This window comes from Streptomyces sp. DSM 15324, assembly GCF_001514285.1.
In the GTDB taxonomy this organism is placed as follows: domain Bacteria; phylum Actinomycetota; class Actinomycetes; order Streptomycetales; family Streptomycetaceae; genus Streptomyces.
On record NZ_KQ949023.1, the window covers coordinates 843,238 to 870,223 of the forward strand.

The window sequence follows — 26,986 nt, forward strand, 5'->3', positions numbered from 1 at the left end:
GGCGGGTACTCCTCACCCCATGAACAGCCCCGGCCCGGGACCTGACCCCCGGGCCGGGGCTATGTCTCACCGGACGCCGAACCCGTACACCGTCTCCGACCGGTACACCCCGCCCGGCCGCAGCACGGTCGTGGGGAACTCCGGGCGGTTCGGCGAGTCGGGGAAGTGCTGGGTCTCCAGCGCGATCCCCTGGCACGGCGCGAACGGCTCGCCCAGATGGTCCGCCGTGTACACCTGGATGCCCGGCTCGGTCGTCGACACCGACAGCACCCGCCCGCTCGCCGGATCGTGCAGCTCGGCCACCTCCCGCGGCTCGGCCGTGACGCCCTTGTCCAGCACGAAGTTGTGGTCGTAGCCGGCGCCGGTCTTACGGGCCGTACGGAAGTCGAAGCGGGTCCCCGCCACCTCCGCGAGCTCCCCGGTCGGAATCAGATCCGCGTCCACCGGCGTGTACCGCGCGGCGGCCAGCCGCAGTTCATGGCCGCCCGCGTCGCCGCTGTCAGGGCCGCCCAGGTTGAAGTAGCTGTGGTTGGTCAGGTTCACCACCGTCGGCGCGTCCGTGACCGCCTCGTACGCCAACCGCAGCGCCCCCGACGCGTCCAGCGTGTACGTCGCCGAGATCTCCAGCCGCCCCGGGAAGCCCTCCTCGCCGTGCGGGCTCACCCGGCTCAGCCGCAGCCCGTGCTCGACCGGCTCCACCTCCCACACCCGCTTGTCGAAGCCGCGCGGACCGCCGTGCAGCGAGTTCGGCGCGTTGTTGGGCTCCAGCGCGTACGTCAGCCCGTCCAGCGGGAAACGGGCCCGGCCGATCCGGTTCGCGTACCGGCCGATCAAGGCACCGAGGAACGGCTCGGGGTGGGAGAGATAGCCCTCCAGGTCCGCGAACCCCAGCACCACGTCCGCCGTCCGCCCGTCCCGGTCGGGGACCTCCACGGACTGCACGATCCCGCCGTACGACAGCACCCGCACCCGGGTGCCCGCCCGCTCCAGGGTCCAGCGGTGTACCGGGGTGCCATCGGAAAGTGTTCCGAAGTGTTCGCTCATGGTCGGAACACTAAGTCACCCGACCCGCGCGGTGACTTTCCCATAGGCGATCTCCGCGAGCCGCGCCTGACCGTCCTTGCTCGGATGGAACCAGTCCCAGTGACTCAACTGATCGGTGCCGAACCGGAAGTCGTACACCGCGCCGCCGTCGAACCGGCACCGCGCGTCCTTCGCGCAGACCTCCTCCAGCACCCGGTTGTAGTCCTCCACCCGCCGCTGCACGGTGTCCCGCCGCGCAGTCGCCGCCGCGTCCAGCGCGTCCGCGTCACCCAGCATCGAGGGACAGATCCCCAGCTTCCAGATCTGCTTGCCCAGCGCGTTGGTCCGCCCCTGCGACCACAGCCGCTTCAGGTTCGGCACGCTCGCCACGTACACCTGTGCCTTCGGCAGCGACCGGCGCAGCGTGCGCAGCGCCCCCTCGAACTCCGCCCGGAAGTCCGCCACCGGCGTCATCGCCCCCGGCGACTCCCGGCAGGCGTCGTTCGCCCCCGCCATCACCGTCACGAGCTGCGGTTTCTCCGCCGCCGCCCGGGTCATCTGGTCCGTCAGATCCGCCATCCTGGCCCCGGTCACCGCGAAGTTCCAGCTGTGCGTGGCCGCCTTCGACGCGCCCAGCAGCCGCACCGCGAGACTCTCCACCCCGGCGCTCGCCCCCGTCGCCCAGGACACCTCGGGGCAGTCCTGGAGGACCGTACAGGCGTCGAAGCCACGGGTGATGGAGTCACCCACCGCCGCCATCGACGCCGGGCTCGTGTCCCACAACGGCGCCCTCGCCGCCCTCGCCTCGCGCGCCCCCGCGTCCCCCGGGCTGCCGCCCCCGCCCAGCGCGTCACAGCCGGCCAGCCCCAGGACGGCTGCGCCGGTGACGGCCAGTACCGCCCGCACCCGCCGGTTTCGCATCCGCATCCCCTGGTGATCCCCTCGCTGCTCGGACAGACGGCCCCACCCACGACAGGCCCCACCCATGACAACGCACAGGAGTTCCCGCGCACCCGGACCGCGCGCCGGGACCGGGACAGGACAGGACCCACAAGATGGAACGCATCACACCCGTACAGGCGTCCTGCCGAGTGAAAGGCGGACGTTCACGGCACCGGGACCGACGGTACGTCACACTCCTTGCGCCGCCGCACGGTAGCCTCGCCATCAACGCGGCTGCCCCGCCACCGCCGCCCTGCCCGCCTGCAAGATGTCCCGCTCTGCCCGGAGGTCCCGGTGACGACACGTGGAGTTCTGTACGTGCACTCCGCGCCGCGCGCGCTCTGCCCGCACGTCGAGTGGGCCATCGCCGGGGTGCTCGGCACGCGCGTCAACCTCGACTGGATCCGGCAGCCCGCCGCGCCCGGCACCTGGCGCTCGGAGTTCTCCTTCAAGGGCGAGGCCGGCACCGCCTCCAAGCTCGCCTCCGCCCTGCGCGGCTGGCAGATGCTCCGCTTCGAGGTGACCGCCGAACCCTGCGCCACCGCCGAGGGCGAGCGCTACAGCTGCACCCCCGACCTCGGCATCTTCCACGCCGTCACCGGCATCCACGGCGACATCCTCATCCCAGAGGACCGGCTGCGCGCGGCCCTGCTGCGCAGCCGGCGCGGCGAGACCGACCTCGAGGCCGAACTGTCCAAGCTCCTGGGCAAGCCCTGGGACGACGAACTGGAGCCGTTCCGCTACGCCGGCGAGGGAGCCCCGGTCCGCTGGCTGCACCAGGTCGTCTGAGGCCGACCCGACCACGGGAAAGGGCCCCCACCTCGCAAGGTGGGGGCCCTTCACCTGTGTGAGGACGTTTCTCAGACCGAACGGAACGCCAGGACGACGTTGTGCCCGCCGAAGCCGAACGAGTCGTTCAGCGCGGCGATACGGCCCTCCACGGGCAGCTTGCGGGCCTCGCCCCGGACGATGTCCGCGTTGGCCTCGGCCTCGGGGTCGAGGTTGTCGACGTTGATCGTCGGCGGTGCCACCCGGTGGTACAGGGCGAGCACGGTCGCGACGGTCTCTACACCGCCCGCGCCACCGAGCAGATGCCCGGTCATCGACTTGGTCGCCGAGACGGCCATGTGGTCGGCGTCGTCGCCGAAGACCTTGCGCAGCGCCTTCAGTTCGGCGATGTCACCGGCCGGAGTGGAGGTCGCGTGCGCGTTGACGTGCACGATCTCCGCCGGGTCCAGATCGGTGCGCTCCAGCAGGTTCTGGAGGGCGTGCGAAATGCCGCGGCCCTCCGGCTCCGGCTGCACGATGTCGTGGGCGTCGGCGGAGATGCCCTGCCCGACGGCCTCGGCGTACACCCGGGCCCCGCGCTTGGCCGCGTGCTCCGCGGACTCCAGGACGATCACACCGGAGCCCTCGCCCATCACGAAGCCGTCGCGAGCCACGTCGTAGGGGCGGGAGGCGCCCTGCGGGTTCTCGTTGTTCTTGGACATCGCCATCATGTTGCCGAACGCGGCGATGGGCAGCGGGTGGATCGCCGCCTCCGTACCACCGGCGACGACGACGTCGGCGCGGCCCGTACGGATCATCTCGATGGCGTAGCCGATGGCCTCGGCGCCCGACGCGCAGGCGGAGACCGGGGTGTGCACACCGGCGCGGGCGCCGACGAGCAGACCGACGTTGGCGGACGGGCTGTTCGGCATCAGCATCGGCACGGTGTGCGGGGAGACCCGGCGGACGCCCTTCTCCTTCAGCACGTCGTACTGGTCGAGGAGCGTGTTGACACCGCCGATGCCGGACGCGATGACCGCGCCGAGGCGGTCGGGGTCGACGGCGCCGTCGCTGCCGTCCTCGCCCGCCTTGCCGGAGAAACCGGCGTCCTTCCATGCTTCCTGGGCCGCGATCAGCGCGAACTGCGCCGAGCGGTCCAGCTTGCGGGCCTGCGGACGCGGGAGGACCTCAAGAGGCTCCACAGCGATCGGGGCCGCGATACGGACGGCCTGGTCGGCCGCCCACTCCTGTTCCAGGACCTTGACACCGGACTTGCCGGCGACCAGGCCCTCCCAGGTAGAGGCTGCGTCGCCACCCAGCGGTGTGGTTGCGCCGATACCGGTGACGACCACGGTGCGATTGGTCGGGCTCACGGATTCTTTCTCCAACGTTACGAGGATTCAGCGGCGCCACCGCCGGGTGGCGGGGCAGTTCAGCCCAGAGGATCGGAAGATCAGCCCTGGTGCTTGAGGATGTAGTCGGTCGCGTCACCGACGGTCTTGAGGTTCTTGACGTCCTCGTCCGGGATCTTGACGTCGAAGCGCTCTTCGGCGGCGACGACGACCTCGACCATGGACAGCGAGTCGACGTCCAGGTCGTCGGTGAAGGACTTGTCCAGCTGGACGTCCTCAACCGGGATGCCGGCGATCTCGTTCACGATGTCGGCGAGACCGGCGACGATCTCTTCCTGAGTGGCGGCCATGATGGCGCTCCTTCGTTGTGTTCCAGAGGGTGTGGCAGTGGTGCTGTCCGCCACCGGATCGCATGATCCGGTACGGAGTGCCTAGGGGAGGGTAACGACAGTCGCGGCGTAGACGAGACCCGCCCCGAAACCGATGACGAGCGCGGTGTCGCCGCTCTTCGCCTCACCGGTCGCCAGGAGCCGCTCCATCGCGAGCGGGATCGAGGCGGCCGAGGTGTTGCCGGTGGTGCGCACGTCACGGGCGACGGTGACGGACTCCGGCAGCTTGAGAGTCTTGACCATCGAGTCGATGATCCGCTCGTTGGCCTGGTGGGGGATGAAGACGTCCAGCTCGTCGGCGGTGATGCCGGCGGCGTCCAGCGCCTCCTTGGCGACCTTGGCCATCTCGAAGACGGCCCAGCGGAAGACCGCCTGGCCCTCCTGCGTGATCGCCGGGAAGCGCTCCACGGTGCCGTCGCGGTAGTCCGTCCACGGCACGGTCTGCTTGATGGTCTCCGACTTGTCGCCCTCGGAACCCCACACCGTCGGCCCGATCCCCGGCTCGGTGGCGGGACCGACGACGACCGCGCCGGCGCCGTCGCCGAACAGGAAGGCCGTGGCCCGGTCCTCCAGGTCGGTCAGATCGCTCAGCCGCTCCACGCCGATGACGAGGACGTACTCGGCGGAGCCCTCGACGACCATGCCCTTGGCGAGCGTCAGGCCGTAGCCGAAGCCCGCGCAGCCGGCCGAGATGTCGAACGCGGCGGCCTTGTCGGTGCCGAGCTTGTCGGCGATCTCCGTCGCGACGGCCGGCGTCTGCTTGAAGTGCGAGACGGTCGAGACGACCACGGCGCCGACCTGCTCGGCGGTGATCCCGGCGTCGGCGATCGCCTTGCCGGCCGCCTCGACCGACATGGCGGCGACGGTCTCCTCGCCGTTCGCCCAGTGCCGGGTCTCGATGCCCGAGCGCGAGCGGATCCACTCGTCGGAGGAGTCGATCGTCTCCAGGATGACCTCGTTGGGCACGACCCGGGTGGGCCGGTAGCCGCCGACGCCGAGGATGCGCGCGTACGGATGGCCCTTGCTGGGCCTGATCTTCGCCATCAGGGCTCCTTGTCAGGCGGCGCCGTGCTCGGAGAGGAGCTCACGAGCGGCGTCGAGGTCGTCGGGGGTCTTCAGCGCGAGCGTCTTCACGCCGGGCAGGGCGCGCTTGGCGAGGCCGACCAGCGTGCCGCCGGGGCAGACCTCGATGATCGCGGTCGCGCCGAGCTCCTTGAAGGTCTCCATGCACAGGTCCCAGCGCACCGGGTTGGCGATCTGGCCCACCAGCCGCTCCAGCACCTCGGCGCCGGTCGCGACGGTCCCGCCGTCCTTGTTGGAGACGTACACGACCTTCGGGTCGGCCGGGGCCAGCTCCGCGGCGGCCTCGGCGAGGATCTCGACGGCCGGGGCCATGTGGTGCGTGTGGAACGCGCCGGCGACCTTCAGCGGGACGACCTTGCGGACGCCCTCGGGCTTGTCCTCGTTCAGTGCGGCGAGCTGCTCCAGGGTGCCGGCCGCGACGATCTGGCCCGCGCCGTTGACGTTCGCCGGGGTCAGCCCGAGCTTCTCCAGATGCGGCACGGTCACCTCGGGGTCGCCGCCGAGCAGCGCCGACATCCCGGTCGCGGTGATCGCGGCGGCCTCGGCCATGGCCAGGCCGCGGCGGCGGACCAGGGTCAGCGCGGCGGTGTCGTCGAGGACGCCCGCGAAGGCGGCCGCGGTGATCTCGCCGACGCTGTGACCGGCGACCGCGCCGGGCGTCACGGCACCCAGCGCCGTGGCGGAGACGATCCCGGCCGCCACCAGCAGCGGCTGGGCGATCGCGGTGTCACGGATCTCGTCGGCGTCGGCGTGCGTGCCGTAGTGCACCAGGTCGAGATCGACGGCCGCCGACAGGGTACGCAGGCGGTCCTCGACACCGGGGAGGTCGAGCCAGGGGGTCAGGAAGCCGGGCGTCTGGGCGCCCTGGCCGGGAGCGACGAGTACGAGCACTCTCACACTCTCTCTTGTGGACGGCCGAGGCCGCCCGTGGGGACAGGGACGAAGAACGGCAGGGGGTTTTGTGGGCCCCCGACAAAAGCCTATGTCTGGGGATCCCCGTCGACGAGGCGCCCCAGGATGAGCGCGATCCTCAGGGTGAATGCGGAGCGTACATCGGATGGCGACCAACCGGTGACGTCAGTCACACGTCGGAGCCGGTAGCGGACGGTGTTGGGATGCACGAACAGCATCCGCGCCGCGCCCTCCAGACTGCTCGCCTGTTCGAGATAGACCGAGAGCGTCTCCAGCAACGCGGAGCCGGCCTCCTCCAGCGGTCTGTAGATCTCCTCCACCAACTGCTCGCGCGCGCTGGGATCACCGGCGATCGCGCGCTCCGGAAGCAGATCGTCCGCCAGGACCGGGCGCGGCGCGTCCTGCCAGGCGGAACACGCCTTGAGGCCCGCGGCGGCGGCCTGCGCGGACCGGGTGGCCGCCAGCAGGTCGGGCACCACCGGCCCGGCCACGACCGGACCGGCGGCGAACGGCCCGATCAGGGACTTCGCCACGGCGATCGGATTGTCGCTGCCACCCGCGATGACGACCAGCCGCGAGCCGAGCACCCCGGTGAGCACCTGGAGTTTGGCGTGCCGGGAAGCGCGCCGGATGGCCTCGACGGTCAGCTCGGAGTCCCCGTCGGGCGCGGTGCCGAGCACCACGCACACATGTTCGGGAGCGTTCCAGCCGAGCGCGGCGGCCCGGCTCACGGCACCCTCGTCGGCCTCCCCGCTGAGCACGGCGTTGACGACCAGCGACTCCAGCCGGGCGTCCCAGGCACCGCGCGCCTCGGCGGCCTGCGCGTACACCTGGGCGGTCGCGAAGGCGATCTCGCGCGCGTAGACGAGCAGTGCCTCGCGCAGCACGCCCTCGTCCCCGGGCGCCGCGACCTCGTCGATCGCGGACTCCATGACCTCGATCGTGGTGCGCACCATCTCCACCGTCTGGCGCAGCGTGATGGCCCGGGTCAGCTCCCGGGGAGCGGTCCCGAACACATCGGTGGAGATCGCCTGCGGGGCGTCCGGGTGCCGGAACCACTCCGTGAAGGCGGCGATGCCGGCCTGGGCGACCAGCCCGATCCAGGAACGGTTCTCCGGGGGCATCGCCCGGTACCACGGAAGCGTCTCGTCCATCCGTGCGATGGCCTGCGCGGCGAGGCTCCCGGCGGACTTCACCAGCCGCTTCAGGGTCGCGGGATGCGGGTGGGCGGGGTGCGCTGCCGCGTCGGGGAGGGTGGTTTCGGGTTCGGGCACGTGCACAAGGTTGCCTTATCGGGAGGGCGATGTGCGTGGCCGGGGCCTCATGGGGGCCGACTCGCGCGCCCGAGGGCTACCGTGGGGGCGTGATGGACGTACGCCGCGCCGACGAGCGCTACCCCGGAGGGGACCCGGCGGCCGGCATCGAGACCCGGCACGCCTTCTCCTTCGGGTCCCACTACGATCCCGACAACCTCCGCTTCGGCGCGCTGATCGCCTGCAACGAGGAGCGGCTCGCCCCCGGCGCCGGCTTCGACGAGCACCCCCACAGCCACACCGAGATCGTCACCTGGGTCGTGCGGGGGCAGCTGACGCACCGCGACTCACGGGGACACGAGACGACGGTCCGGCCGGGGGACGTGCAGCGCCTCAGCTCGGCGGACGGCGTCCGGCACGTCGAGCGCAACGACGGCACGGCCCCCCTCACCTTCGTGCAGATGTGGCTGGCCCCGCTGGACCCCGGCGGCGACCCGACGTACGAGATCGTCCACGGCATCGCGGACGCCACGCCCTACGCCGTCCCCGCCGCCGGGGCGATGCTCCACGTACGACGGCTGGTGCCGGGGGAGCGGACGGCGGTGCCGGACGCGTCCCGCGTGTACGTCCACGTGGTGCGCGGCACCGTCCGGTTGGGCCCGCACGACCTGGGCCCCGGGGACGCGGTGCGCGCCGCCGACGAGAAGGACCTCGACCTGCTCACCCTGACCGGCCCGGCGGAGGTGCTGATGTGGGAGCTGTCGGGCTAGCGGGCGTTGCCCCTAGGAGCCGGCCGCCGCGGCCTCCGCCAGCACCGCGTCCGTGAACGGCGGCCACGCCTCCACCGCCCACGGCCCGAAGGCGCGGTCCGTCAGCGCGACGGTCGCCAGCCCCGCGGCCGGGTCGATCCACAGGAACGTACCGGACTGGCCGAAGTGGCCGAAGGTGCGCGGGGAGGACGAACTCCCCGTCCAGTGCGGGGACTTGCCGTCGCGGATCTCGAAGCCGAGGCCCCAGTCGTTGGGGTTGTGGTGGCCGAAGCCCGGCAGGACGCCCTTCGTGCCGGGGTACTGCACGCTCATCGCCTCCGCGACCGTGCGCGGGTCCAGCAGCCGCGGCGCCTGCACCTCGGCCGCGAAGCGGAGCAGGTCCTCGACCGTGGAGACGCCGTCCTTCGCGGGGGAGCCGTCCAGCGTGGTGGCCGTCATCCCCAGCGGCTCCAGCACCGCCTGCCGCAGATACTCCGCGAACGGGATGTCCGTGGCCTTCGCGAGATGGTCGCCGAGCTGCTCGAACCCGGCGTTGGAGTACAGCCGCCGCTCCCCGGGCGCCGCCGTCACCCGGTGCTCGTCGAAGGCGAGTCCCGAGGTGTGCGCGAGGAGGTGCCGGACCGTCGCCCCGGGCGGACCGGCCGGCTCGTCCAGCTCCACCGCCCCCTCCTCGTAAGCCACGAGCACGGCGTAGGCGGCGAGCGGCTTGGTGACCGAGGCCAGCGGGAAGCGCCGCCCGACCGGCCCGTGGGTGCCCAGGACCGTGCCGTCGGCCCGGACGACACCCGCGGCGGCGGAAGGAACCGGCCAGTTCTCGATCAGCGCAAGGCTCTTCAGCGACATGCCGACGAGCCTAAGGGCTCACAGCGGCAACTCCGGCAAGGGGGTCGGGCTCGGACTTGAAGCCCGGAGACACCTACGGCGGCCCGGCCTCGGCGGACGGCGGCGGCGTCCTCGGGCAGCGCCCGGCGCGCAGCGGTCACGGTCCCGCGCGTCCATCGGCGTGATCAGGCCGCGTCCCCTCAATTCTTACCGATTCCGCTTGCTTGGAGCCCACTCCAAGGTCATAGCGTGGAGGCCATGACGGTGTTGCAGACCACGCCCGTGACCACCGAGCAAGCCCCGAGCCCCGCAGACGTCTGCTCCGCGCCACCACCGCGGCATCCCCGCCCCGACGGGCAGGACAGCTACACGATCAGCGAGGTCGTCGCGTTCACCGGCCTGACGGCCCACACCCTGCGCTGGTACGAGCGGATCGGGCTGATGTCCCACATCGACCGCTCGCACACCGGCCAGCGCCGCTACAGCAACCGGGACCTCGACTGGCTCGACCTCGTCGGCAAGCTGCGGCTCACCGGCATGCCGGTCGCCGACATGGTGCGGTACGCCGAGCTGGTGCGCGAGGGCGACAGCACCTACGGGGAGCGCTACGCGCTGCTGGAGGCGACGCGGCGGGACGTCACGGCCCGGATCGCCGAGCTCCAGGACACGCTCGCCGTGCTCGACCGCAAGATCATGTTCTATGCGGACGCCTCACGCGTCCAGGCGTACGAAAGGGAGAGGACCACCCGATGACCGACAGCAGGATCCCGACCGTGCGACTCGGCGCCGACGGCCCCGAGGTCGGCGTCCAGGGCCTCGGCTGCATGGGCATGAGCTTCGCGTACGGCCCCTCGGACGCGGCCGAGTCCCGGGCCGCCCTGGAGCGCGCCCTGGAGCTCGGCGTCACCCTGTACGACACGGCGGACGCCTACGGCGCCGGGGAGAACGAGCGGTTCCTGTCCCCGTTCTTCCGGGCGCACCGCGACGAGGTCGTCATCGCCACCAAGTTCGCCCTGTCGATCCCTGCGGACGACCCCACGCGCCGGGTCGTCCGCAACGACGCGCCGTACATCCGGGAGGCCGTCGAGGCGAGCCTGAAGCGGCTGGACGTCGACGTCATCGACCTCTACTACATGCACCGCCGCGATGTGGACGTGCCGATCGAGGACACCGTCGGGGTGATGGCCGAGCTGGTCCGTGAGGGCAAGGTCAAGCAGCTGGGCCTGAGCGAGGTGACGGCGGCCGAGCTGCGCGCCGCGCACGCCGTGCACCCGATCGCCGCCCTGCAGTCAGAGTGGTCCCTGTTCAGCCGGGACATCGAGGCCAGGGTCGTCCCGGCCGCCGCCGAGCTCGGCGTGACCCTGGTTCCGTACTCCCCGCTCGGCCGGGGCTTCCTCACCGGCTCCTTCGCCGACGCCGCCCAGGACCTCACCGCCGACGACTTCCGCCGGACGCAGCCCCGCTTCACCGGCGAGAACGCGGCCGCCAACGGCGCCCTGCTGGAGCCGGTCCGCGCGCTGGCCGAGGCGCGCGACGCGACGCCGGGGCAGATAGCCCTCGCCTGGGTCCACCAGCAGAGCGAGATCCACGGTCTCCCGCTGGTCCCGATCCCGGGCACGCGCAAGGCGACGAGGGTGGAGGAGAACACGGCGGCGGCGGCGATCCGTCTGACGCCGGAGGAACTGGCGGTGCTGGACCCGATCGCGGCCCAGGTGGCGGGCGACCGTTACGCGGACATGCGGTTCGCCTCGGCCGGCCGCGAGTAGTCACAGCTCGGACAGCAGTTCCGCCTTCTTCGCGGAGAACTCCTCGTCGGTCACCAGACCGGACCGGTGCAGTTCTCCCAGATGCCTGATCCGTTCGGCGATGTCCGAGGGATCACGCCGGGGGCCCGTGACCGAGGCCACGGACCCCCGCGTGCGGACGGCGGCCAGGACCGCAGCCGCGAACGGCAGCGACTCGTGCACCGGCCCGTACCCCAGCCCGAACACCACGGTCCCCGGGTCCTGGTCGGCCTGTGCCGGGGAGTCTTCACCGCGCACCAGCCGCAGATGCCCCTCGAACACCTCCGGCGACCGCCACTCCACCCCGCTCAGCTCGGACACCGCGAAACTCTGGTCCCCGGCCTTCCACTTCGCCGACGACGCCCCCGTCCAGGACCATCTGAACCGCACGGTCCGGCCGTCGAAGGACGCCTTCCCGTCGTACGCCTTGAACGCGCGCGGCGCCTCCGGCGCGGGCACGAGGAACCGTTCCGCCGGGCCGGACTCCTTCAGCTCCGCCAGCCGGGAGCGCAGCTCGTCGGCGTAGTACTCCGCGAGCACCTCCCGCTCGGCGGGCAGCACCAGCCGGTAGGGGTCGGAGCCGTCCTTGAGCTGGCCCGCCGCCGCCTCGATCAGCGGATCGGCCCCCGCCCGCGGCTCCGCGCGCAGCACGACGGTCCCGCGCCGGCCCGGGGAGAGCGTCACCCCGGCCAGGGCGGTGAGCGGAATTCTTCGTTCACCCAGCGCCGACAGCAGCTTGGGTGTGCGCATCCCCCGTTCGTAGCGGATGAGGACGGAGTCGGACTCGAACTCCCAGGCGGCATGAAATCCGGCCAGTACGTCACCCATGCGGCTCATCGTATGCGGGACACGCATCGTCGTCCCCTCCCCGCGCACGCCGCGATTCCTGCGTCTCTACGCGCGTCCAGCCGTCGTCGTGTCGGACAAACCCTCCCGGCAGGCGCCGAAGTCGTCGGCGCACTCCACCGAACGGTACGCGCCGGAGCCGATGTCGGCGAGGTTGCGCAGACTGTCGGTGCCGGGCACGAAGTAGCCGCCGTGGCCCTGCGCGTCCTCGGAGGACAGCACCCGCGCCCCGAACGCCCGCGCCATCGGGTCCTCGCCGTGCCCGAGCCCGCCGACCTCCAGGTGCGGGACGTCCCCCACCCAGTCGTCGGCGTCCCGCATCGCCCACACCCGGGCGCCGGTGCCCAGCTCGGCGGCCTTCTCCACCCGCATGCCGGGGCTGCCCGCCACCGCGATGTCGCTCACCCGGTCCGGCAGCGTGTGCGCGGCGACCCCGCACAGCACCGAGCCGTAGCTGTGGCAGAACAGGGAGACGGGCGAGGTGCCCGGCAGGGCGCGCAGCAGGGCGGTGAGCCGTACGGCGCCGTTCTCGGCGCGCATCGCGGTCGCCGAGTCGATGCCGAGGCCGTCGGGGGCGGTGTAGTCGGCCCAGGCGATCACGGCGGTCCGGGTCGAGGGGCTCGCCTCGCGCTCGGCCGTGTACAGCGCCTCGGCCATGCCGACGGGCGCCGCATACCTGCGGTTGGTGCGCTGGAAGGTGAGCAGATCGGTGTCGACGCCGGGGACGACGACGGAGATCCGCTCGGCGGTGTCCAGGTCGCCGAAGACCTCGGCGGCCCGGCCCGAGCCCTCCGGGTCGAAGGCGAGGATGTGCCGGGCGGGGTCGCTCAGCGACTCGTAGCGGTGCATGCGCCGCCCGGCCTCCTGCTGTCCGGCGGGCGTGAGCCGGCTGTCGTGCATCCGCCGGCGCTCGACACGGGTCTGCTGGTGCAGCGCGATCCGGTTGGCCCGGTAGCGCAGCTGCACGGGGGCGCCGTTCATGTTGCCCACGGCGAGCGCGTAGTCACGGGCGAGGCCGGTGCGCTCGGCGGCGGTCAGCGAGGCGAAGAAGCGGGAGATCCGGCCCGGTGCCGTGTCCGGGTCGGGCAGGGCGCGGCCGTCGATCCGGCCGTGCTCCCAGGCCGAGCGGGAGGCCTTCAGCGCGGTGGTCCCCTGGTGGTGGCGTACGGCGGTCCAGCCGGTGGTCGCCAGCATCACGAACACCACGGCCAGGGCGGGGAGAGCGCGCCAGAGGCTCAGTTGCGGGGAGGTGTCGAAGGAAGTCACTGGGAGGACACACTAGGAGAACGGGAGGATCTCAGGTTAATAAAGTGGCGGGGATCACGTTTCGACCGGCGTGTCGAGGGTCATAGGACCTTTCAGCCCTTTCGCCAGTCTCCCAGCAGAGCCGGTCCGACCTGGTCGAGGCAGCGGGAGATCACCGTGTGGATGCCGGCGAGGCTGAACTCCCCCTCCGCCTGGGCCACCCACTGCCGCTCGGCCATCCGCATCACTCCGCTGAACACCGCCACCGCGAGCCGCGGCCGCGGATCGGCGTCCACGTCCAGGCCCTCCCGCCCGGCGATGACGCGGGCGAGGGTCTCCTCGACCTCGGTCGACCGCCGAAGATACGCGGCGAGCAGCACCGGCGTCGACTCGATCACCCGGTACATCCGCAGATACAGCTCCACGGGTACGACGGTCTCCACGACCTCGTGGAGGGAGGACCAGCCGTCCAGCACGGCCTGCCGCAGCGCCTCCAACGGCGGCTCGTGCGCCGGACGCTCCCGCACGGCCTGCACGAACCGCTCCACGGTCAGCTCCGCCAGGCCGAGCGCGGCCTCCTCCTTGCCGGCGAAGTAGCGGAAGAAGGTGCGCGGGGAGACGTCGACGGCCTCGGCGACCGCGTCGACGGTGGTGTGCTCGTACCCGCGCGACACGAACAGCTCCACGGCGGCCCGCAGCAGCGCGTCCCGGGTGCGCCGCTTCTTGCGCTCGCGCAGCGTCTGTTCACGCGGTGTCTGCATAGGTGTCAGTTACTGACTTGTGAACTCGTTTGTCAATTGTCAGCGGCTGTCCCTAGCCTCGGGCGCATGACTAGTCAGACCACCATCGACGCGACGGGGTCGGGGGACAAGGCGTCAGCGGCCCCGTCGGACCCGCTCCCGGCCCGGGGGCTGCGCGGCCATCCGTGGTTCACCCTCATCACCGTCGCCGTCGGCGTCATGATGGTGGCCCTCGACGGCACCATCGTGGCCATCGCCAACCCGGCCATCCAGAAGGACCTGGGCGCCAGCTTCGCCGAGGTGCAGTGGATCACCAACGGCTACTTCCTCGCCCTCGCGGTCTGCCTGATCACCGCGGGCAAGCTCGGTGACCGGTTCGGCCACCGCCAGACCTTCCTGATAGGCGTCGTCGGCTTCGCCGCCGCCTCCGGCGCGATCGGCCTGTCCGACAGCATCGCGCTGGTGGTCACCTTCCGCGTGCTCCAGGGCCTCTTCGGCGCGCTGCTGATGCCGGCCGCGCTGGGCCTGCTGCGGGCGACCTTCCCGGCCGAGAGGCTCAACATGGCCATCGGCATCTGGGGCATGGTCATCGGCGCCTCCACCGCGGGCGGCCCGATCCTCGGCGGCGTCCTCGTCGAGCACGTCAGCTGGCAGTCGGTGTTCTTCATCAACGTGCCGGTCGGCCTGGTCGCCCTGGTCCTCGGCGTGCTGATCCTGCTCGACCACCGCGCCGAGAACGCGCCCCGCTCCTTCGACCTGCTCGGCATCGCGCTGCTGTCGGCCGCGATGTTCTGCCTGGTCTGGGCCCTGATCAAGGCCCCGACCTGGGGCTGGGGCGACGCCAAGACCTGGGCCTTCGTCATCGGCTCCGTCGTGCTGTTCGCCGCCTTCGCCCTGTGGGAGACGAAGGTGAAGGAGCCGCTGATCCCGCTGGCGCTGTTCCGGTCCGTCCCGCTGTCGGCGGGCGTGGTCCTGATGGTCCTCATGGCCATCGCCTTCATGGGCGGCCTGTTCTTCGTGACGTTCTACCTGCAGAACGTGCACGGCATGAAGCCCATCGACGCCGGTCTGCACCTCCTCCCGCTCACCGGCATGATGATCGTCGGCTCCCCGCTCGCGGGCGCGATGATCACCAAGCTGGGCCCGCGCATCCCGCTGGCCGGCGGCATGGCGGCCACCGCCATCGCCATGTACGGCATGTCCACCCTGGAGACGGACACCGGCAGTGCCGTCATGTCCCTCTGGTTCGCCCTGCTGGGCCTCGGTCTCGCGCCGGTCATGGTCGGCGCCACCGAGGTCATCGTCGGCAACGCGCCCATGGAGCTGTCGGGCGTGGCGGGCGGCCTCCAGCAGGCGGCCATGCAGATCGGCGGCAGCCTCGGCACCGCCGTCCTGGGTGCCGTGATGGCGTCCAAGGTGGACGGTGACCTGCCGGGCAACTGGACCGCGGCGGGCCTGCCCGCACTCACCCCCGCCCAGCTCGACCAGGCCTCCGAGGCGGTCCAGGTCGGGGTGGCGCCGGTGACGCCGGAGACGCCGGCCGAGGTCGCCGCGAAGATCACCGACGTGGCGCACGACACCTTCATCTCCGGCATGAGCCTGGCGTCCCTGGTGGCGGCCGGGGTCGCGGTCGTCGCCGTGTTCGTCGCCCTGCTCACCAAGCGCGGAGAGAACGCGGAGGCGGGCGCCGGGGTCGGCCACATCTGAGACCGGGCCGGACAGGGGAGATCCGACGGCGGAGATCTGACGGAACTTCAACAAATTTCCCCTATCCGGGTGATGAGGCTAAAGGTGCCTCGCCTCCGGAACGCGCCACAGGTCACAGTTAGTCAAGCCCTCCGGATGGGAGGGCGGCAAGGGCCGCGACGCGCTGCCGGAGGGGGACGGCGCGCCGCGGCCCTGGTCCGCGTCCGGCGGGCATGAACCGCGAGCAGTGGGTACCCGGACATCGAAACATCCCCGGAAACCAGGGAGTTGACGATGGCCGGCTTCGGACACGGCACGCGCAGGTACCCCCGCTCACCTGGCCGCACGAGGTCAGGGACCGGGCCGGATCGCGCGACGCTCGGGATCGTCGGCCTCGTCTGCGCGGTCGCCGGTTTCTTCACCCTGGGCATCGTCCTGGGGCCCGCGGCGATCGTGTGCGGCCGGCTGGCCATGGGCCGCGGGTGGTCGGGTTCCCGGCCGACCCCGGCCCTGGTCGCCGTCGTCCTGGGTGCGATCGACACCCTGCTGGCGATCATCTGGCTGGCCGGGGTGGCGACACCGGGGCTGTGACGCGGGAGCCCGTGGCAGGCCGCTCGCGCTCCTGCCCGCAGGTGCCGAGGGACTCGGCGTCCTCGACGCCGTGGCGGCGCACTCACCCGCCCGTGACCGTGTCGCCCGTGAGGGCCTCGTGCTCCCGCGTTCCGTGCCGGAGTCCCGCCACCTCGGCGCGGAGCGCGCGGACCTCCTCCGTCAGCGCGAGGATCGCCGCCGTCTGGGCCCGCTCCTCCACGTCGTCCTTCTCGAAGCGCTCGATGAACCAGGCGGCGATGTTGGCGGTCACCACACCGAGCAGCGCGATGCCGGACAGCATCAGCCCGACCGCGATGAGCCGGCCCATCCCGGTGGTCGGCGCGTGATCGCCGTACCCCACGGTCGTCATCGTGGTGAACGACCACCACAGGGCGTCACCCAGGGTGCGGATGTTCCCGTTCGGTGAGTCCCGTTCCACCGACAGCACGGCGAGCGAGCCGAACATCAGCAGCCCGACGACCACCCCCGCGACATACGTCGTCACCTGGATCTGCGTGGCCATCCGCGCCCGCCGCCCCAGCAGCAGAAGCGTGGAGACGAGCCGCAGCAGCCGCAGCTCCGCGACGAGCGGGAGCACCACCGCGCACAGGTCCAGCCAGTGGGTGCGCACGAACGTCCGCCGGTCGGGCGTCAGCGCCAGCCGCACCAGGTAGTCCGTGGCGAACGCCCCCCACACCACCCACTCCACCACGGTGCAGCCGGACGTCACCGTGTGCCCGGCCGACGTGTCCACGATCGGCACGGCGTAGGCGACCGCGAACACCAGGGCGAGAGCCAGCAGCGGCCGTTGGCTCAGCTCTTCCCAACGCTCCTGCGCCGTTCGTTCGTGCATGCTCGCATCGTAAAGAAAGCGTAAGGGGTGGTGGAGCCATCGGCCCCACCACCCCTCACGGGCGCCGCACGCTACGCGTCGCCCCCGGCAGCCCCCGGGTCCGCCGCAGCCACGTCGAGGAGCTGGTAGCGGTCGATGGCCTGCTTCAGCACCGACCGGTCGAGCTTGCCCTCCCGGGCCAGCTCGGTGAGCACGCCCACCACGATCGACTGCGCGTCGATGTGGAAGAAGCGCCGCGCCGCACCCCGGGTGTCGGCGAAGCCGAAGCCGTCCGCGCCCAGCGACTGGTACGTGCCCGGCACCCAGCGCGCGATCTGGTCCGGCACCGCCCGCATCCAGTCCGAGACGGCCACGAACGGCCCCTCGGCCCCGGACAGCTTGCGCGTCACGTACGGCACCCGCTGCTCCTCCTCCGGGTGGAGCAGATTGTGCCGCTCGACCTCGACGGCCTCGCGCCGCAGCTCGTTCCAGGAGGTCGCGGACCAGACGTCCGCCTTGACGTTCCACTCCTCGGCGAGGATCTTCTGCGCCTCGACCGCCCACGGCACGGCCACACCCGAGGCGATGATCTGCGCCGGGACCGAGCCCGCCGTGCCCCGGCTCATCCGGTGGATGCCCTTGAGGATGCCCTCGACGTCCACGTCCTCCGGCTCGGCCGGGTGCTGGATCGGCTCGTTGTAGACGGTGAGGTAGTAGAAGACGTCCTCGCCGTGCGGGTGCTCCGCCGAGCTGCCGTACATCCTCCGGAGCCCGTCCTGCACGATGTGCGCGATCTCGTACGAGTACGCCGGGTCGTACGCCACACAGCCCGGGTTCGTCGAGGCGAGCAGCTGGGAGTGGCCGTCCGCGTGCTGGAGACCCTCACCGGTCAGGGTGGTGCGGCCGGCGGTCGCGCCCAGCACGAAACCGCGCGCCAGCTGGTCCGACATCTGCCAGAACTGGTCGCCGGTGCGCTGGAAACCGAACATCGAGTAGAAGACGTAGACCGGGATCAGCGGCTCGCCGTGCGTGGCGTACGACGAACCCGCCGCGATCAGCGAGGCCGTGCAGCCCGCCTCCGAGATGCCGTCGTGCAGCATCTGGCCGGTCGGCGACTCCTTGTAGGCGAGCAGCAGATCGCGGTCGACCGACTCGTACTGCTGGCCCAGCGGGTTGTAGATCTTCGCGCTCGGGAAGAACGAGTCCATGCCGAAGGTGCGGTACTCGTCGGGCGCGATCAGCACGAACCGCTTGCCGAGCTCCTTGTCCCGCATGAGGTCCTTGAGCAGTCGGACGAACGCCATGGTCGTCGCGATGGACTGCTGCCCGGACCCCTTCTTCACACTCGCGTACGTCTTGTCCGCGGGCAGCGGGAGCGGCTTGGAGCGCACCACCCGGGTGGGTACGTACCCGCCCAGCGACTGGCGCCGGTCGTGCATGTACTGGATCTCCTCCGAGTCGCGGCCCGGGTGGTAGTACGGCGGCAGGCCGGACTCCAGCTCCCTGTCGGAGATCGGCAGGTGCAGCCGGTCGCGGAAGCCCTTGAGGTCCGCCACCGTCAGCTTCTTCATCTGGTGCGTGGCGTTGCGGCCCTCGAAGTTCGGGCCCAGCGTCCAGCCCTTGATCGTCTTGGCGAGGATCACCGTCGGCTGGCCGGTGTGCTCCACGGCCGCCTTGAACGCCGCGTAGATCTTCTTGTGGTCGTGGCCGCCGCGCCCCAGGTGCAGGATCTGGTCGTCGGTCATGCCCTGGACCATCGCCCGCAGCCGCTGGTCGTCGCCGAAGAAGTGGTCGCGGATGTACGCGCCGGACTCGGTGGCGTACGTCTGGAACTGGCCGTCCGGGGTCGTGTTCATCTTGTTGACGAGGATGCCGTCCCGGTCCTGCGCGAGCAGCGGGTCCCAGGTGCGGTCCCAGATCAGCTTGATCACGTTCCAGCCGGCGCCCCGGAAGACCGACTCCAGCTCCTGGATCACCTTGCCGTTGCCGCGCACCGGGCCGTCGAGCCGCTGGAGGTTGCAGTTGACCACGAAGGTCAGGTTGTCCAGGCCCTCACGGGCGGCCAGGGAGAGCTGGCCGAGCGACTCCGGCTCGTCCATCTCGCCGTCGCCGAGGAAGGCCCAGACCCGGGACTTCGAGGTGTCGGCGATCCCGCGCGCGTGGAGATAGCGGTTCATCCGGGCCTGGTAGATCGCGCCGATCGGGCCGAGGCCCATGGACACGGTCGGGAACTCCCAGAAGTCCGGCATGAGCCGCGGGTGCGGGTACGACGACAGGCCGTACGGTGCCTTGGACTTCTCCTGGCGGAACGCGTCCAGGTTCTGCTCGCTGAGCCGGTCGAGCAGGAACGCGCGCGCGTAGATGCCGGGGGAGGCGTGCCCCTGGAAGAAGACCTGGTCGCCGCCGTCGCCCTCGTCCTTGCCGCGGAAGAAGTGGTTGAAGCCGACGTCGTAGAGGGACGCGGAGGACGCGAAGGTGGCGATGTGACCGCCCACGCCGATGCCGGGCCGCTGGGCCCTGGACACCATCACCGCCGCGTTCCAGCGGGTCGCGTTGAGGATCCGGCGCTCGATCTCCTCGTTGCCGGGGAAGAACGGCTCGGCCCTGGTGGGGATGGTGTTGACGTAGTCCGAGCTGCGCATCTCCGGCACGGCCACGCGCTTCTCGCGGGCGCGCTCGATCAGCCGCAGCATGAGATAGCGGGCCCGCTCCCGGCCGCGCTCGTCGATCGCGGCGTCGAGGGAGTCGAGCCACTCCTGGGTTTCCTCGGGATCGAAGTCAGGAACCTGACTCGGAAGGCCGCCAATGATGATCGGGTTGCGATCGGATCCGGAAGCCACGCTGTTCCTTACTCTCGCTGTTAATCTCGCTGGTTCTCCAGTATCTGCACCGCCCCCATCGTGTACCTCGGAAGTCCAAACGTCATCTCTACCCCGGGGTAACCAGTGTCTGTTCGAGTCTCGTACCCTTGGATGGTTCTCAAATACGCAAACGGGGCAGATAGGTGTGGTGTACGTCACCATCCGTCCCGATCTCGTGCCTGGAGTTGCGTCGACACGGCCAGGATCGTCACCGTTTCGGCGGTCTGAACCGCCGGGTACTTGCGCGATCCGCCCCGCCCGTGTGGACTACGGCCAATGCTTCGCGCACGCGCGTGGCTGAGATATTCCCAAGACATGATCAGGAGGCAACCCGTGAGCGCGACCGCGGACCACGCGGAGGAGCGGACCAACCCTGCCGTCAGGCTGGGTTTCCAGCCCGAGCAGGTGGTCCAGGAGATCGGCTACGACGACGACGTCGACCAGGAGCTCCGCGAGTCCATCGAAGACACCATCGGCAGCGAGCTGATGGATGAGGACTACGACGACGTGGCCGATGCCGTGGTGCTGTGGTTCCGCGACGAGGACGGCGACCTGACGGATGCGCTGGTGGACGCCACCACGTACATCGAAGAAGGCGGCTCGATCCTCCTCCTCACGCCGAAGACCGGCCGTGACGGCTACGTGGAGCCGAGCGACATCTCGGAAGCCGCGACGACGGCGGGCCTGTCCGCCTCCAAGAGCGTCAGCGTGGGCAAGGACTGGAGCGGCAGCCGGCTGGTGACGCCCAAGGCCGCGAAGTCCAAGAAGTAGTCCGTCCCCGGACGGGCCGAGCCGTCGGGCTCGGCCCGTCCGTCGAGCGCGGGCGGCGGCTGCGTAGGGTGGTCTCACCCAGACAGCCCCACCCGAAGGGACATCCACGCGATGGCGATCCAGGTCGGCGACAAGGCCCCCGACTTCGAGCTCAAGGACAACCACGGCTCCACCGTGAAGCTCTCCGACTTCCGCGGTGAGAAGAACGTCGTCCTGCTCTTCTATCCGTTCGCGTTCACCGGCGTGTGCACCGGCGAGCTGTGCGAGGTGCGCGACAACCTGCCGAAGTTCGCCGACCGCGACACCCAGGTGCTCGCCGTCTCCAACGACTCCATCCACACCCTGCGGGTCTTCGCCGAGCAGGAGGGCCTGGAGTACCCGCTGCTCAGCGACTTCTGGCCGCATGGCGAGGTCTCCCGCGCCTACGGCGTCTTCGCCGAGGACAAGGGCTGCGCGGTGCGCGGCACCTTCGTCATCGACAAGGAGGGCGTGGTCCGCTGGACCGTCGTCAACGCGCTGCCGGACGCCCGCGACCTCGGCGCGTACGTCCAGGCGCTCGACACCCTCTGATTCGCCGGCTCCAGGGCATGCGTGGGCCGGGAACCCGTCACTAGGATCGACTCGTTGATCCGATAGATCCTTATCCACGCACGGTGGGGCGCCCTGCCCCCCGGACACCAATGGAGGACTCGTGGGAGTCAGCCTCAGCAAGGGCGGCAACGTATCGCTGACCAAGGAGGCCCCTGGCCTGACCGCGGTCATCGTCGGTCTGGGGTGGGACGTGCGCACCACGACCGGCACCGACTTCGACCTGGACGCGAGCGCGCTGCTGCTGAACAACGCCGGCAAGGTCGCCAGCGACGCCAACTTCGTGTTCTTCAACAACCTCAAGAGCCCCGACGGCTCGGTCGAGCACACCGGTGACAACCTCACCGGTGAGGGCGAGGGCGACGACGAGGCGATCAAGGTCAACCTGGCCACGGTCCCGGCCGACGTCGAGAAGATCGTCTTCCCGGTGTCGATCTACGACGCGGAGAACCGCCAGCAGTCCTTCGGCCAGGTGCGCAACGCGTTCATCCGCGTGGTGAACCAGGCCGGCGGCACCGAGATCGCCCGCTACGACCTGAGCGAGGACGCCTCGACGGAGACCGCCATGGTCTTCGGCGAGCTCTACCGCCACGGCGCGGAGTGGAAGTTCCGCGCCATCGGCCAGGGCTACGCCTCCGGCCTGCGCGGCATCGCGCAGGACTTCGGCGTCAACGTCTGAGCCGCAGGGCGCCCGAAGGATTCACCCTCGTCCGGCGCCGCACCGTTTAGGGGCGGCGCCGGACGCGCAGGACAACCGAAGAAGCACCACGTGGCAGTACCAGGGGAGGACCAGCAATATGGGCGTCACGCTCGCCAAAGGGGGCAACGTCTCCCTGTCCAAGGCCGCGCCGAACCTCACACAGGTGATGGTCGGGCTCGGCTGGGACGCGCGCTCCACCACCGGAGCCCCCTTCGACCTCGACGCCAGCGCGCTGCTGTGCAACAGCGGCCGGGTGCTCGGGGACGAGTGGTTCGTCTTCTACAACCAGCTCAAGAGCCCGGACGGCTCGGTCGAGCACACCGGTGACAACCTCACCGGTGAGGGTGAGGGCGACGACGAGTCGGTGCTGGTGGACCTCGCGAAGGTGCCCGCCCACTGCGACAAGATCGTCTTCCCGGTCTCCATCCACCTGGCCGACGAGCGCGGCCAGACCTTCGGCCAGGTGTCCAACGCCTTCATCCGCGTCGTCAACCAGGCCGACGGCCAGGAACTCGCGCGCTACGACCTCAGCGAGGACGCCTCCACCGAGACCGCGATGATCTTCGGCGAGCTCTACCGGTACGGGGGCGAGTGGAAGTTCCGGGCGGTCGGACAGGGGTATGCGTCAGGGCTGCGGGGCATCGCCCTGGACTTCGGGGTCAACGTCACATAACGCGTTATGAGCAAAAGCCGGTCCCCCCTGGGCCACGAAGGGGACGGGACTAGACTTCGGCTTCAAAAGTTCGTAAAGAGCCGAGTACGGCGCGGGGGAGACCCGTACACACAGGGATTGGGTAGCCAGTGCTTCTGAAAACCTTCGGATGGTCGTTCGCGGTCACCGCGCTCGGTCTGGCCGCTGCGGTCTTCTACGGGGGGTGGGAGGCCCTCGGCATCGTGGCGATCCTCTCCGTCCTCGAGATCTCGTTGTCGTTCGACAACGCGGTGGTCAACGCCGGAATCCTGAAGAAGATGAACGCCTTCTGGCAGAAGATCTTCCTCACCGTCGGCGTCCTCATCGCGGTCTTCGGCATGCGGCTGGTCTTCCCCGTCGTGATCGTCGCGATCAGCGCCAAGATGGGCCCCATAGAGGCCGTCGACCTCGCGCTCAACAACAAGGACCGCTACCAGGAGCTCGTCACCGACGCGCATCCGTCGATCGCCGCCTTCGGTGGCATGTTCCTGCTGATGATCTTCCTCGACTTCATCTTCGAGGACCGGGACATCCTGTGGCTGCGCTGGATCGAGCGCCCGCTCGCCAAGCTCGGCAAGGTCGACATGCTGTCGGTCTGCATCGCCCTGATCGTCCTGCTGATCACCTCCTTCACCTTCGCCACCCACGCCCACCAGCACGGCGGCGGACATGTCGACAAGGCCCAGACCGTCCTGATCTCCGGCATCGCCGGTCTGATCACCTACATGGTCGTCGGCGGTCTCTCCGGCTACTTCGAGGACAGACTCGAGGAAGACGAGGAACGCGAGCACGAGGAGGAGGAAGAGGCCGCGCGGAGCGGGAAGCCGAAGTCCGCGGTGCTGCTGGCCGGCCAGGCCGCGTTCTTCATGTTCCTCTACCTGGAAGTGCTGGACGCCTCCTTCTCCTTCGACGGCGTGATCGGCGCGTTCGCCATCACCAACGACATCGTGCTCATGGCCCTGGGCCTCGGCATCGGCGCCATGTACGTCCGTTCGCTCACGGTCTACCTGGTGCGCCAGGGCACCCTGGACGACTACGTCTACCTGGAGCACGGCGCCCACTACGCGATCGGCGCCCTGGCCGTGATCCTGATGGTCACCATCCAGTACGAGATCAACGAGGTCATCACCGGTCTCGTCGGCGTCGTCCTGATCGCCTGGTCGTTCTGGTCCTCCGTCCGCCGCAACAAGGCACTGGAGGCGGCTGAGGGAAAAGCTGAGGGCTCGGACGAGAAGACCGAGGTCTCGTCCGGGGTCTAGGCGTGGTCCAGGCGGCACCCTGGGTGGAGCCCGGCCGTGTGAACCGGGGTGCGCCGAGGAACGCTCTTTGCGGGGCGGTCGGTGAGGACGCTGTCCTCCACGGCCGCCCCGCCGGTATGTCGTGCGAGAAACGTGGGGGCGGGAATGGGCTTCTTCGACGGGCTTCTGGGCAGCCGTACGGCCGAGTTCGACTCGGGCAGCGCGGCGACCAACGCGATCGAACTGACCAAGCGGCATCACTATGTCTCCCTGACCAAACAGGGTGCGGCCACGGGGAACCTGCGGGTCAACCTGACCTGGCGGATGCGGACGTCCGACATCGGCGGGCCACAGCGGGAGAGTCTGCTGCGGCACCCCTTCAGGGCGCTCAAACCGCCGGAGGTCATCGGGCACAGCCAGAGCATGGTCAACGTCGACCTCGACCTCGGCTGTCTGTACGAGCTGTCCGACGGCACGAAAGGGGTCGTACAGCCGCTGGGCGGCCTGCTGGGCGACGTCAACGCACCGCCGTACGTGAAGCTCAGCGGGGACGACCGGTTCGGGTCGGCGTCGGGGGAGACGATGTACGTCAACCTCGACCACCGGGACGCCATCAAGCGGCTGCTGGTGTTCGTGTACATCTACGACCAGACGCCGGCCTTCGACCGGACGCACGCGATGGTGACGCTGTACCCCAGCAACGGGCCGCGGATCGAGATAGGCCTGGACGAGCGGCATCCCCAGGCCCGGTCGTGCGCCGTGGTGATGATCGAGAACGTGAAGGGGGAGCTGGTCGTGCGCCGGGAGGTGCGGTTCGTGTACGGGTTCCAGGCGGAGCTCGACCGGTTGTACGGGTGGGGGCTGCAGTGGGGGCGGGGGTACAAGACGAAGGTGGAGAAGTAGGGCGGGGCGCCGGGCACCCCGCTTTTCCGTGGTGTCCTCCCGTCACCGCCTCCCGCCGGCGCCTCCCGTCACCGCCCGATGAACTGGGGCCCTTGCGGCGGCAGCTGGAAGGAACCGTCCGGGTAGGCGTAGCCGTGGGTCGGCAGGTTGTTCGGGTAGCCGTAGGCCGGCTGCTGGGGAACCTGCGCGGTGGGCTGCTCCGGCGGCAGGGGCTGCGACAGGCTCGGCGTGGGCGGGAGCGGCGCCGGGTCCACGGCGCCGGCGGCCGCCTCCTCCGACTCGTCCACCGAGATGCCGAAGTCCGTCGCCAGGCCCTTCAGGCCGTTGGAGTAGCCCTCGCCCAGGGCGCGGAACTTCCACCCCTCGCCGCGGCGGTACAGCTCGCCGCAGATCAGCGCGGTCTCCTCGCCCGTCTCGGGGCGGATGTCGAACGTGGCGATCGGATCACCGTCGGTGGCCGCGTCGTACAACAGGATGCTGAGCGCCCGTACGGCGTCGAAGGTGGCGCCGTCCGCCGACGCGACCAGGAGAATCTGACCGACACCGGGCTCGACACCGGCCAGATCTGTCTGGATGGTGTCGGTGAGGCCCTCGGCGCCCCGCTTCTTGCCGAGCCGCCAGACCTTCCCGGACGGGTGCCGGGGCTGGTTGTAGAAGACGAAGTCCTCGTCGGAGCGCACGCGGCCGTCGGGGCCGAGGAGCAGAGCGGAGGCATCGACGTCCGGCACCCCTTGCCCGGGCGTCCAGCGCAGTACAGCGCGTACCGTGGTTGCCTTGAGCGGGACGTTGGACCCCTTCAGCATCGCGTGCGTCATGCGGTCATCCTGCCCTCTCGGTCCTGATCACGACAACGCGGGGTACACGGGACACACAGCGGAACCCACACGGGCGAGTTACCTGAAATTCATGCCCCGAGGGAACCCCTGACATGGACCTCTACGTACTATTACCGGCCACCTCATGTCGAATCCACAGCCTGACCTGCAACACGGGGGAGTTCTATGCGTCATTTCGGTCACCTCGCCCCCGAGGTGCGGCAGCGTCTCTTCCACCGGGAGCCCTGTGTCTTCGACGCCGACTCCCCGGCCCGGCTGCTCGCCGCGGCCCTGGGCGCCACGCTCTACAGCCCGGCCACCCGCCCCCGGCTGGCCGACGACGTCGTCAAGCAGACCGCGCGCGGCGTGGTGTCGATGGTGCTGTGCCTGGAGGACTCCATCGGCGACGAGGACGTCCCGGCGGGCGAGGAGAACCTCGTCCGCCAGTTCGCCGACCTCGCGGGCCGCGCCGACCAGGACCGGCCGCTGCTGTTCATCCGGGTGCGCACGCCCGAGCAGATCCCCGACCTCGTCCACCGCCTCGGCCCGCACGCGAGCCTGCTGAGCGGATTCGTGTTCCCGAAGTTCACCGAGGAGCGCGGCATCCCCTTCCTGGAGGCCCTCACCGCCGCCGAGAACGCGAGCGGCCGCCGGCTCTTCGGCATGCCCGTCCTGGAGACCCCCGAGCTGATGTACCGGGAGTCCCGGGTGGACGCCCTGGAGGGCATCGCCCGCGCGGTCGACAAGTACCGGGGCCGGGTCCTGGCGCTCCGCCTCGGTGTGACCGACTTCTGCTCCTCGTACGGCCTGCGCCGGGCGCCCGACATGACCGCCTACGACGTCCAGATCGTCGCCTCCGTGATCGCCGACGTGGTGAACATGCTGGGCCGCGCCGACGGCACCGGGTTCACGGTGACCGGGCCGGTGTGGGAGTACTTCCGGGTCCCCGAGCGCATGTTCAAGCCGATGCTGCGGCACAGCCCCTTCCTGGAGGGACAGGCTGTGGAACTGCGCGAGAGACTGATCGAGCACGCCATGGACGGGCTGCTGCGCGAGATCTCCCTCGACCAGGCCAACGGTCTGCTCGGCAAGACCTGCATCCACCCCTCGCACGTCCCGGCCGTACACGCGCTGTCCGTCGTCAGCCACGAGGAGTACAGCGACGCGGCGGACATCCTGCGGCCGGAACGCGGCGGCGGGGGTGTGCTCAGGTCCCAGTACACGAACAAGATGAACGAGGTGAAGCCGCACCGCGCCTGGGCCGAGCGCACCATGCTCCGGGCGGAGGTCTTCGGTGTGGCCAACGAGGACGTCAGCTTCGTCGACCTGCTCGCCGCCGGCATCCCCGGCTGACGGCTCACCACCTCACTCTCTAGGGACG

General features: G+C 70.4%; 27 protein-coding genes. 13 read left to right on the forward strand and 14 right to left on the reverse strand.

Annotation, left to right across the window (positions count from 1 at the left end; genetic code table 11):
- Positions 1–66: 66 nt before the first annotated feature.
- Positions 67–1,044, reverse strand: coding sequence for an aldose epimerase family protein (locus AQJ58_RS03590; protein WP_067244647.1), 978 nt, complete (start codon positions 1,042–1,044; stop codon positions 67–69).
- A 15-nt stretch (positions 1,045–1,059) separates the two neighbouring features.
- Complete coding sequence (locus AQJ58_RS03595; RefSeq protein ID WP_067244649.1) at positions 1,060–1,950, reverse strand: SGNH/GDSL hydrolase family protein; 891 nt, start codon at positions 1,948–1,950, stop codon at positions 1,060–1,062.
- A gap of 309 nt (positions 1,951–2,259) precedes the next feature.
- Between AQJ58_RS03595 and AQJ58_RS03600 the strand changes: the two genes are divergently transcribed.
- Positions 2,260–2,754: a DUF3145 domain-containing protein gene (locus AQJ58_RS03600; RefSeq protein ID WP_067244651.1), complete on the forward strand. Its 495-nt coding sequence runs from the start codon at positions 2,260–2,262 to the stop codon at positions 2,752–2,754.
- 71 nt (positions 2,755–2,825) lie between these two features.
- On the opposite strand, the gene AQJ58_RS03605 is transcribed toward AQJ58_RS03600, so the two are convergent.
- From AQJ58_RS03605 to fasR, 5 genes are all read right to left on the reverse strand, one after another.
- Positions 2,826–4,106 carry a beta-ketoacyl-[acyl-carrier-protein] synthase family protein gene (locus AQJ58_RS03605; RefSeq protein WP_067244653.1) on the reverse strand — a complete coding sequence of 427 codons (1,281 nt, stop codon included), beginning with the start codon at positions 4,104–4,106 and terminating at the stop codon, positions 2,826–2,828.
- 80 nt (positions 4,107–4,186) lie between these two features.
- Positions 4,187–4,435: an acyl carrier protein gene (locus AQJ58_RS03610; RefSeq protein ID WP_004001566.1), complete on the reverse strand. Its 249-nt coding sequence runs from the start codon at positions 4,433–4,435 to the stop codon at positions 4,187–4,189.
- Positions 4,436–4,516: 81 nt separating this feature from the next.
- Positions 4,517–5,518, reverse strand: a complete 1,002-nt coding sequence (locus tag AQJ58_RS03615) for a ketoacyl-ACP synthase III (RefSeq protein WP_067244655.1) — start codon at positions 5,516–5,518, stop codon at positions 4,517–4,519.
- 12 nt (positions 5,519–5,530) lie between these two features.
- Positions 5,531–6,448, reverse strand: coding sequence for an ACP S-malonyltransferase (locus AQJ58_RS03620; protein WP_067244657.1), 918 nt, complete (start codon positions 6,446–6,448; stop codon positions 5,531–5,533).
- Positions 6,449–6,537: 89 nt separating this feature from the next.
- Positions 6,538–7,743 carry a fatty acid biosynthesis transcriptional regulator FasR gene (gene fasR, locus AQJ58_RS03625; RefSeq protein ID WP_067245743.1) on the reverse strand — a complete coding sequence of 402 codons (1,206 nt, stop codon included), beginning with the start codon at positions 7,741–7,743 and terminating at the stop codon, positions 6,538–6,540.
- Positions 7,744–7,835: 92 nt separating this feature from the next.
- On the opposite strand from fasR, the gene AQJ58_RS03630 reads away from it, so the two are divergent.
- Positions 7,836–8,492: a pirin family protein gene (locus tag AQJ58_RS03630; RefSeq protein WP_107121944.1), complete on the forward strand. Its 657-nt coding sequence runs from the start codon at positions 7,836–7,838 to the stop codon at positions 8,490–8,492.
- 12 nt (positions 8,493–8,504) lie between these two features.
- Here the strand turns inward: AQJ58_RS03630 and AQJ58_RS03635 are convergent, their stop codons facing one another.
- Positions 8,505–9,335, reverse strand: a complete 831-nt coding sequence (locus tag AQJ58_RS03635; protein WP_067244660.1) for a serine hydrolase domain-containing protein — start codon at positions 9,333–9,335, stop codon at positions 8,505–8,507.
- 237 nt (positions 9,336–9,572) lie between these two features.
- Here AQJ58_RS03635 and AQJ58_RS03640 point away from each other — a divergent pair, with 237 nt between their 5' ends.
- Positions 9,573–10,067, forward strand: coding sequence for a MerR family transcriptional regulator (locus tag AQJ58_RS03640; RefSeq protein ID WP_067244662.1), 495 nt, complete (start codon positions 9,573–9,575; stop codon positions 10,065–10,067).
- Positions 10,064–11,080: an aldo/keto reductase gene (locus AQJ58_RS03645; protein ID WP_067244664.1), complete on the forward strand. Its 1,017-nt coding sequence runs from the start codon at positions 10,064–10,066 to the stop codon at positions 11,078–11,080. The genes AQJ58_RS03640 and AQJ58_RS03645 overlap by 4 nt, the downstream gene beginning before the upstream one ends.
- Here AQJ58_RS03645 and AQJ58_RS03650 read toward each other — a convergent pair whose 3' ends face one another.
- The 3 genes from AQJ58_RS03650 to AQJ58_RS03660 all read right to left on the reverse strand — a co-directional run bounded on the left by AQJ58_RS03650 (position 11,081) and on the right by AQJ58_RS03660 (position 13,950).
- A complete protein-coding gene (locus AQJ58_RS03650) occupies positions 11,081–11,935 on the reverse strand; it encodes a DUF4429 domain-containing protein (RefSeq protein WP_067244666.1) in 855 nt (284 codons plus the stop codon).
- A 57-nt stretch (positions 11,936–11,992) separates the two neighbouring features.
- Entirely contained in the window at positions 11,993–13,210 is a 1,218-nt protein-coding gene (locus AQJ58_RS03655; protein ID WP_067244667.1) for an alpha/beta hydrolase, read from the reverse strand.
- Positions 13,211–13,302: 92 nt separating this feature from the next.
- Positions 13,303–13,950 carry a TetR/AcrR family transcriptional regulator gene (locus AQJ58_RS03660; protein ID WP_067244669.1) on the reverse strand — a complete coding sequence of 216 codons (648 nt, stop codon included), beginning with the start codon at positions 13,948–13,950 and terminating at the stop codon, positions 13,303–13,305.
- A 66-nt stretch (positions 13,951–14,016) separates the two neighbouring features.
- On the opposite strand from AQJ58_RS03660, the gene AQJ58_RS03665 reads away from it, so the two are divergent.
- A complete protein-coding gene (locus AQJ58_RS03665; RefSeq protein WP_067244670.1) occupies positions 14,017–15,636 on the forward strand; it encodes an MFS transporter in 1,620 nt (539 codons plus the stop codon).
- Between the two features lie 273 nt (positions 15,637–15,909).
- Complete coding sequence (locus AQJ58_RS03670; protein ID WP_067244672.1) at positions 15,910–16,206, forward strand: small hydrophobic protein; 297 nt, start codon at positions 15,910–15,912, stop codon at positions 16,204–16,206.
- 82 nt (positions 16,207–16,288) lie between these two features.
- On the opposite strand, the gene AQJ58_RS03675 is transcribed toward AQJ58_RS03670, so the two are convergent.
- A complete protein-coding gene (locus AQJ58_RS03675; RefSeq protein ID WP_067244673.1) occupies positions 16,289–17,059 on the reverse strand; it encodes a potassium channel family protein in 771 nt (256 codons plus the stop codon).
- 71 nt (positions 17,060–17,130) lie between these two features.
- Positions 17,131–19,878 carry a pyruvate dehydrogenase (acetyl-transferring), homodimeric type gene (gene aceE / locus AQJ58_RS03680; protein ID WP_067244674.1) on the reverse strand — a complete coding sequence of 916 codons (2,748 nt, stop codon included), beginning with the start codon at positions 19,876–19,878 and terminating at the stop codon, positions 17,131–17,133.
- A 354-nt stretch (positions 19,879–20,232) separates the two neighbouring features.
- On the opposite strand from aceE, the gene AQJ58_RS03685 reads away from it, so the two are divergent.
- The 6 genes from AQJ58_RS03685 (at position 20,233) to AQJ58_RS03710 (ending at position 24,790) form a co-directional block, all read left to right on the forward strand.
- A complete protein-coding gene (locus AQJ58_RS03685) occupies positions 20,233–20,670 on the forward strand; it encodes a DUF3052 domain-containing protein (RefSeq protein ID WP_067244676.1) in 438 nt (145 codons plus the stop codon).
- Positions 20,671–20,781: 111 nt separating this feature from the next.
- The gene (locus AQJ58_RS03690; RefSeq protein ID WP_067244678.1) at positions 20,782–21,240 is read left to right on the forward strand and encodes a peroxiredoxin; all 459 of its coding nucleotides are present in this window, start codon (positions 20,782–20,784) and stop codon (positions 21,238–21,240) included.
- Positions 21,241–21,361: 121 nt separating this feature from the next.
- Positions 21,362–21,937 (forward strand): calcium homeostasis/redox stress adaptation protein, encoded by a 576-nt coding sequence (locus AQJ58_RS03695; protein ID WP_067244680.1) that lies wholly within the window; start codon positions 21,362–21,364, stop codon positions 21,935–21,937.
- A 118-nt stretch (positions 21,938–22,055) separates the two neighbouring features.
- Positions 22,056–22,631 carry a TerD family protein gene (locus AQJ58_RS03700; RefSeq protein ID WP_067244682.1) on the forward strand — a complete coding sequence of 192 codons (576 nt, stop codon included), beginning with the start codon at positions 22,056–22,058 and terminating at the stop codon, positions 22,629–22,631.
- Positions 22,632–22,759: 128 nt separating this feature from the next.
- The gene (locus AQJ58_RS03705) at positions 22,760–23,908 is read left to right on the forward strand and encodes a DUF475 domain-containing protein (protein ID WP_067244684.1); all 1,149 of its coding nucleotides are present in this window, start codon (positions 22,760–22,762) and stop codon (positions 23,906–23,908) included.
- 144 nt (positions 23,909–24,052) lie between these two features.
- A complete protein-coding gene (locus tag AQJ58_RS03710; protein ID WP_067244686.1) occupies positions 24,053–24,790 on the forward strand; it encodes a TerD family protein in 738 nt (245 codons plus the stop codon).
- A gap of 68 nt (positions 24,791–24,858) precedes the next feature.
- Here the strand turns inward: AQJ58_RS03710 and AQJ58_RS03715 are convergent, their stop codons facing one another.
- Positions 24,859–25,605: a TerD family protein gene (locus AQJ58_RS03715; RefSeq protein WP_067244688.1), complete on the reverse strand. Its 747-nt coding sequence runs from the start codon at positions 25,603–25,605 to the stop codon at positions 24,859–24,861.
- Between the two features lie 186 nt (positions 25,606–25,791).
- Here AQJ58_RS03715 and AQJ58_RS03720 point away from each other — a divergent pair, with 186 nt between their 5' ends.
- Complete coding sequence (locus AQJ58_RS03720; protein ID WP_067244690.1) at positions 25,792–26,958, forward strand: HpcH/HpaI aldolase/citrate lyase family protein; 1,167 nt, start codon at positions 25,792–25,794, stop codon at positions 26,956–26,958.
- The last annotated feature ends 28 nt before the right edge of the window (positions 26,959–26,986 follow it).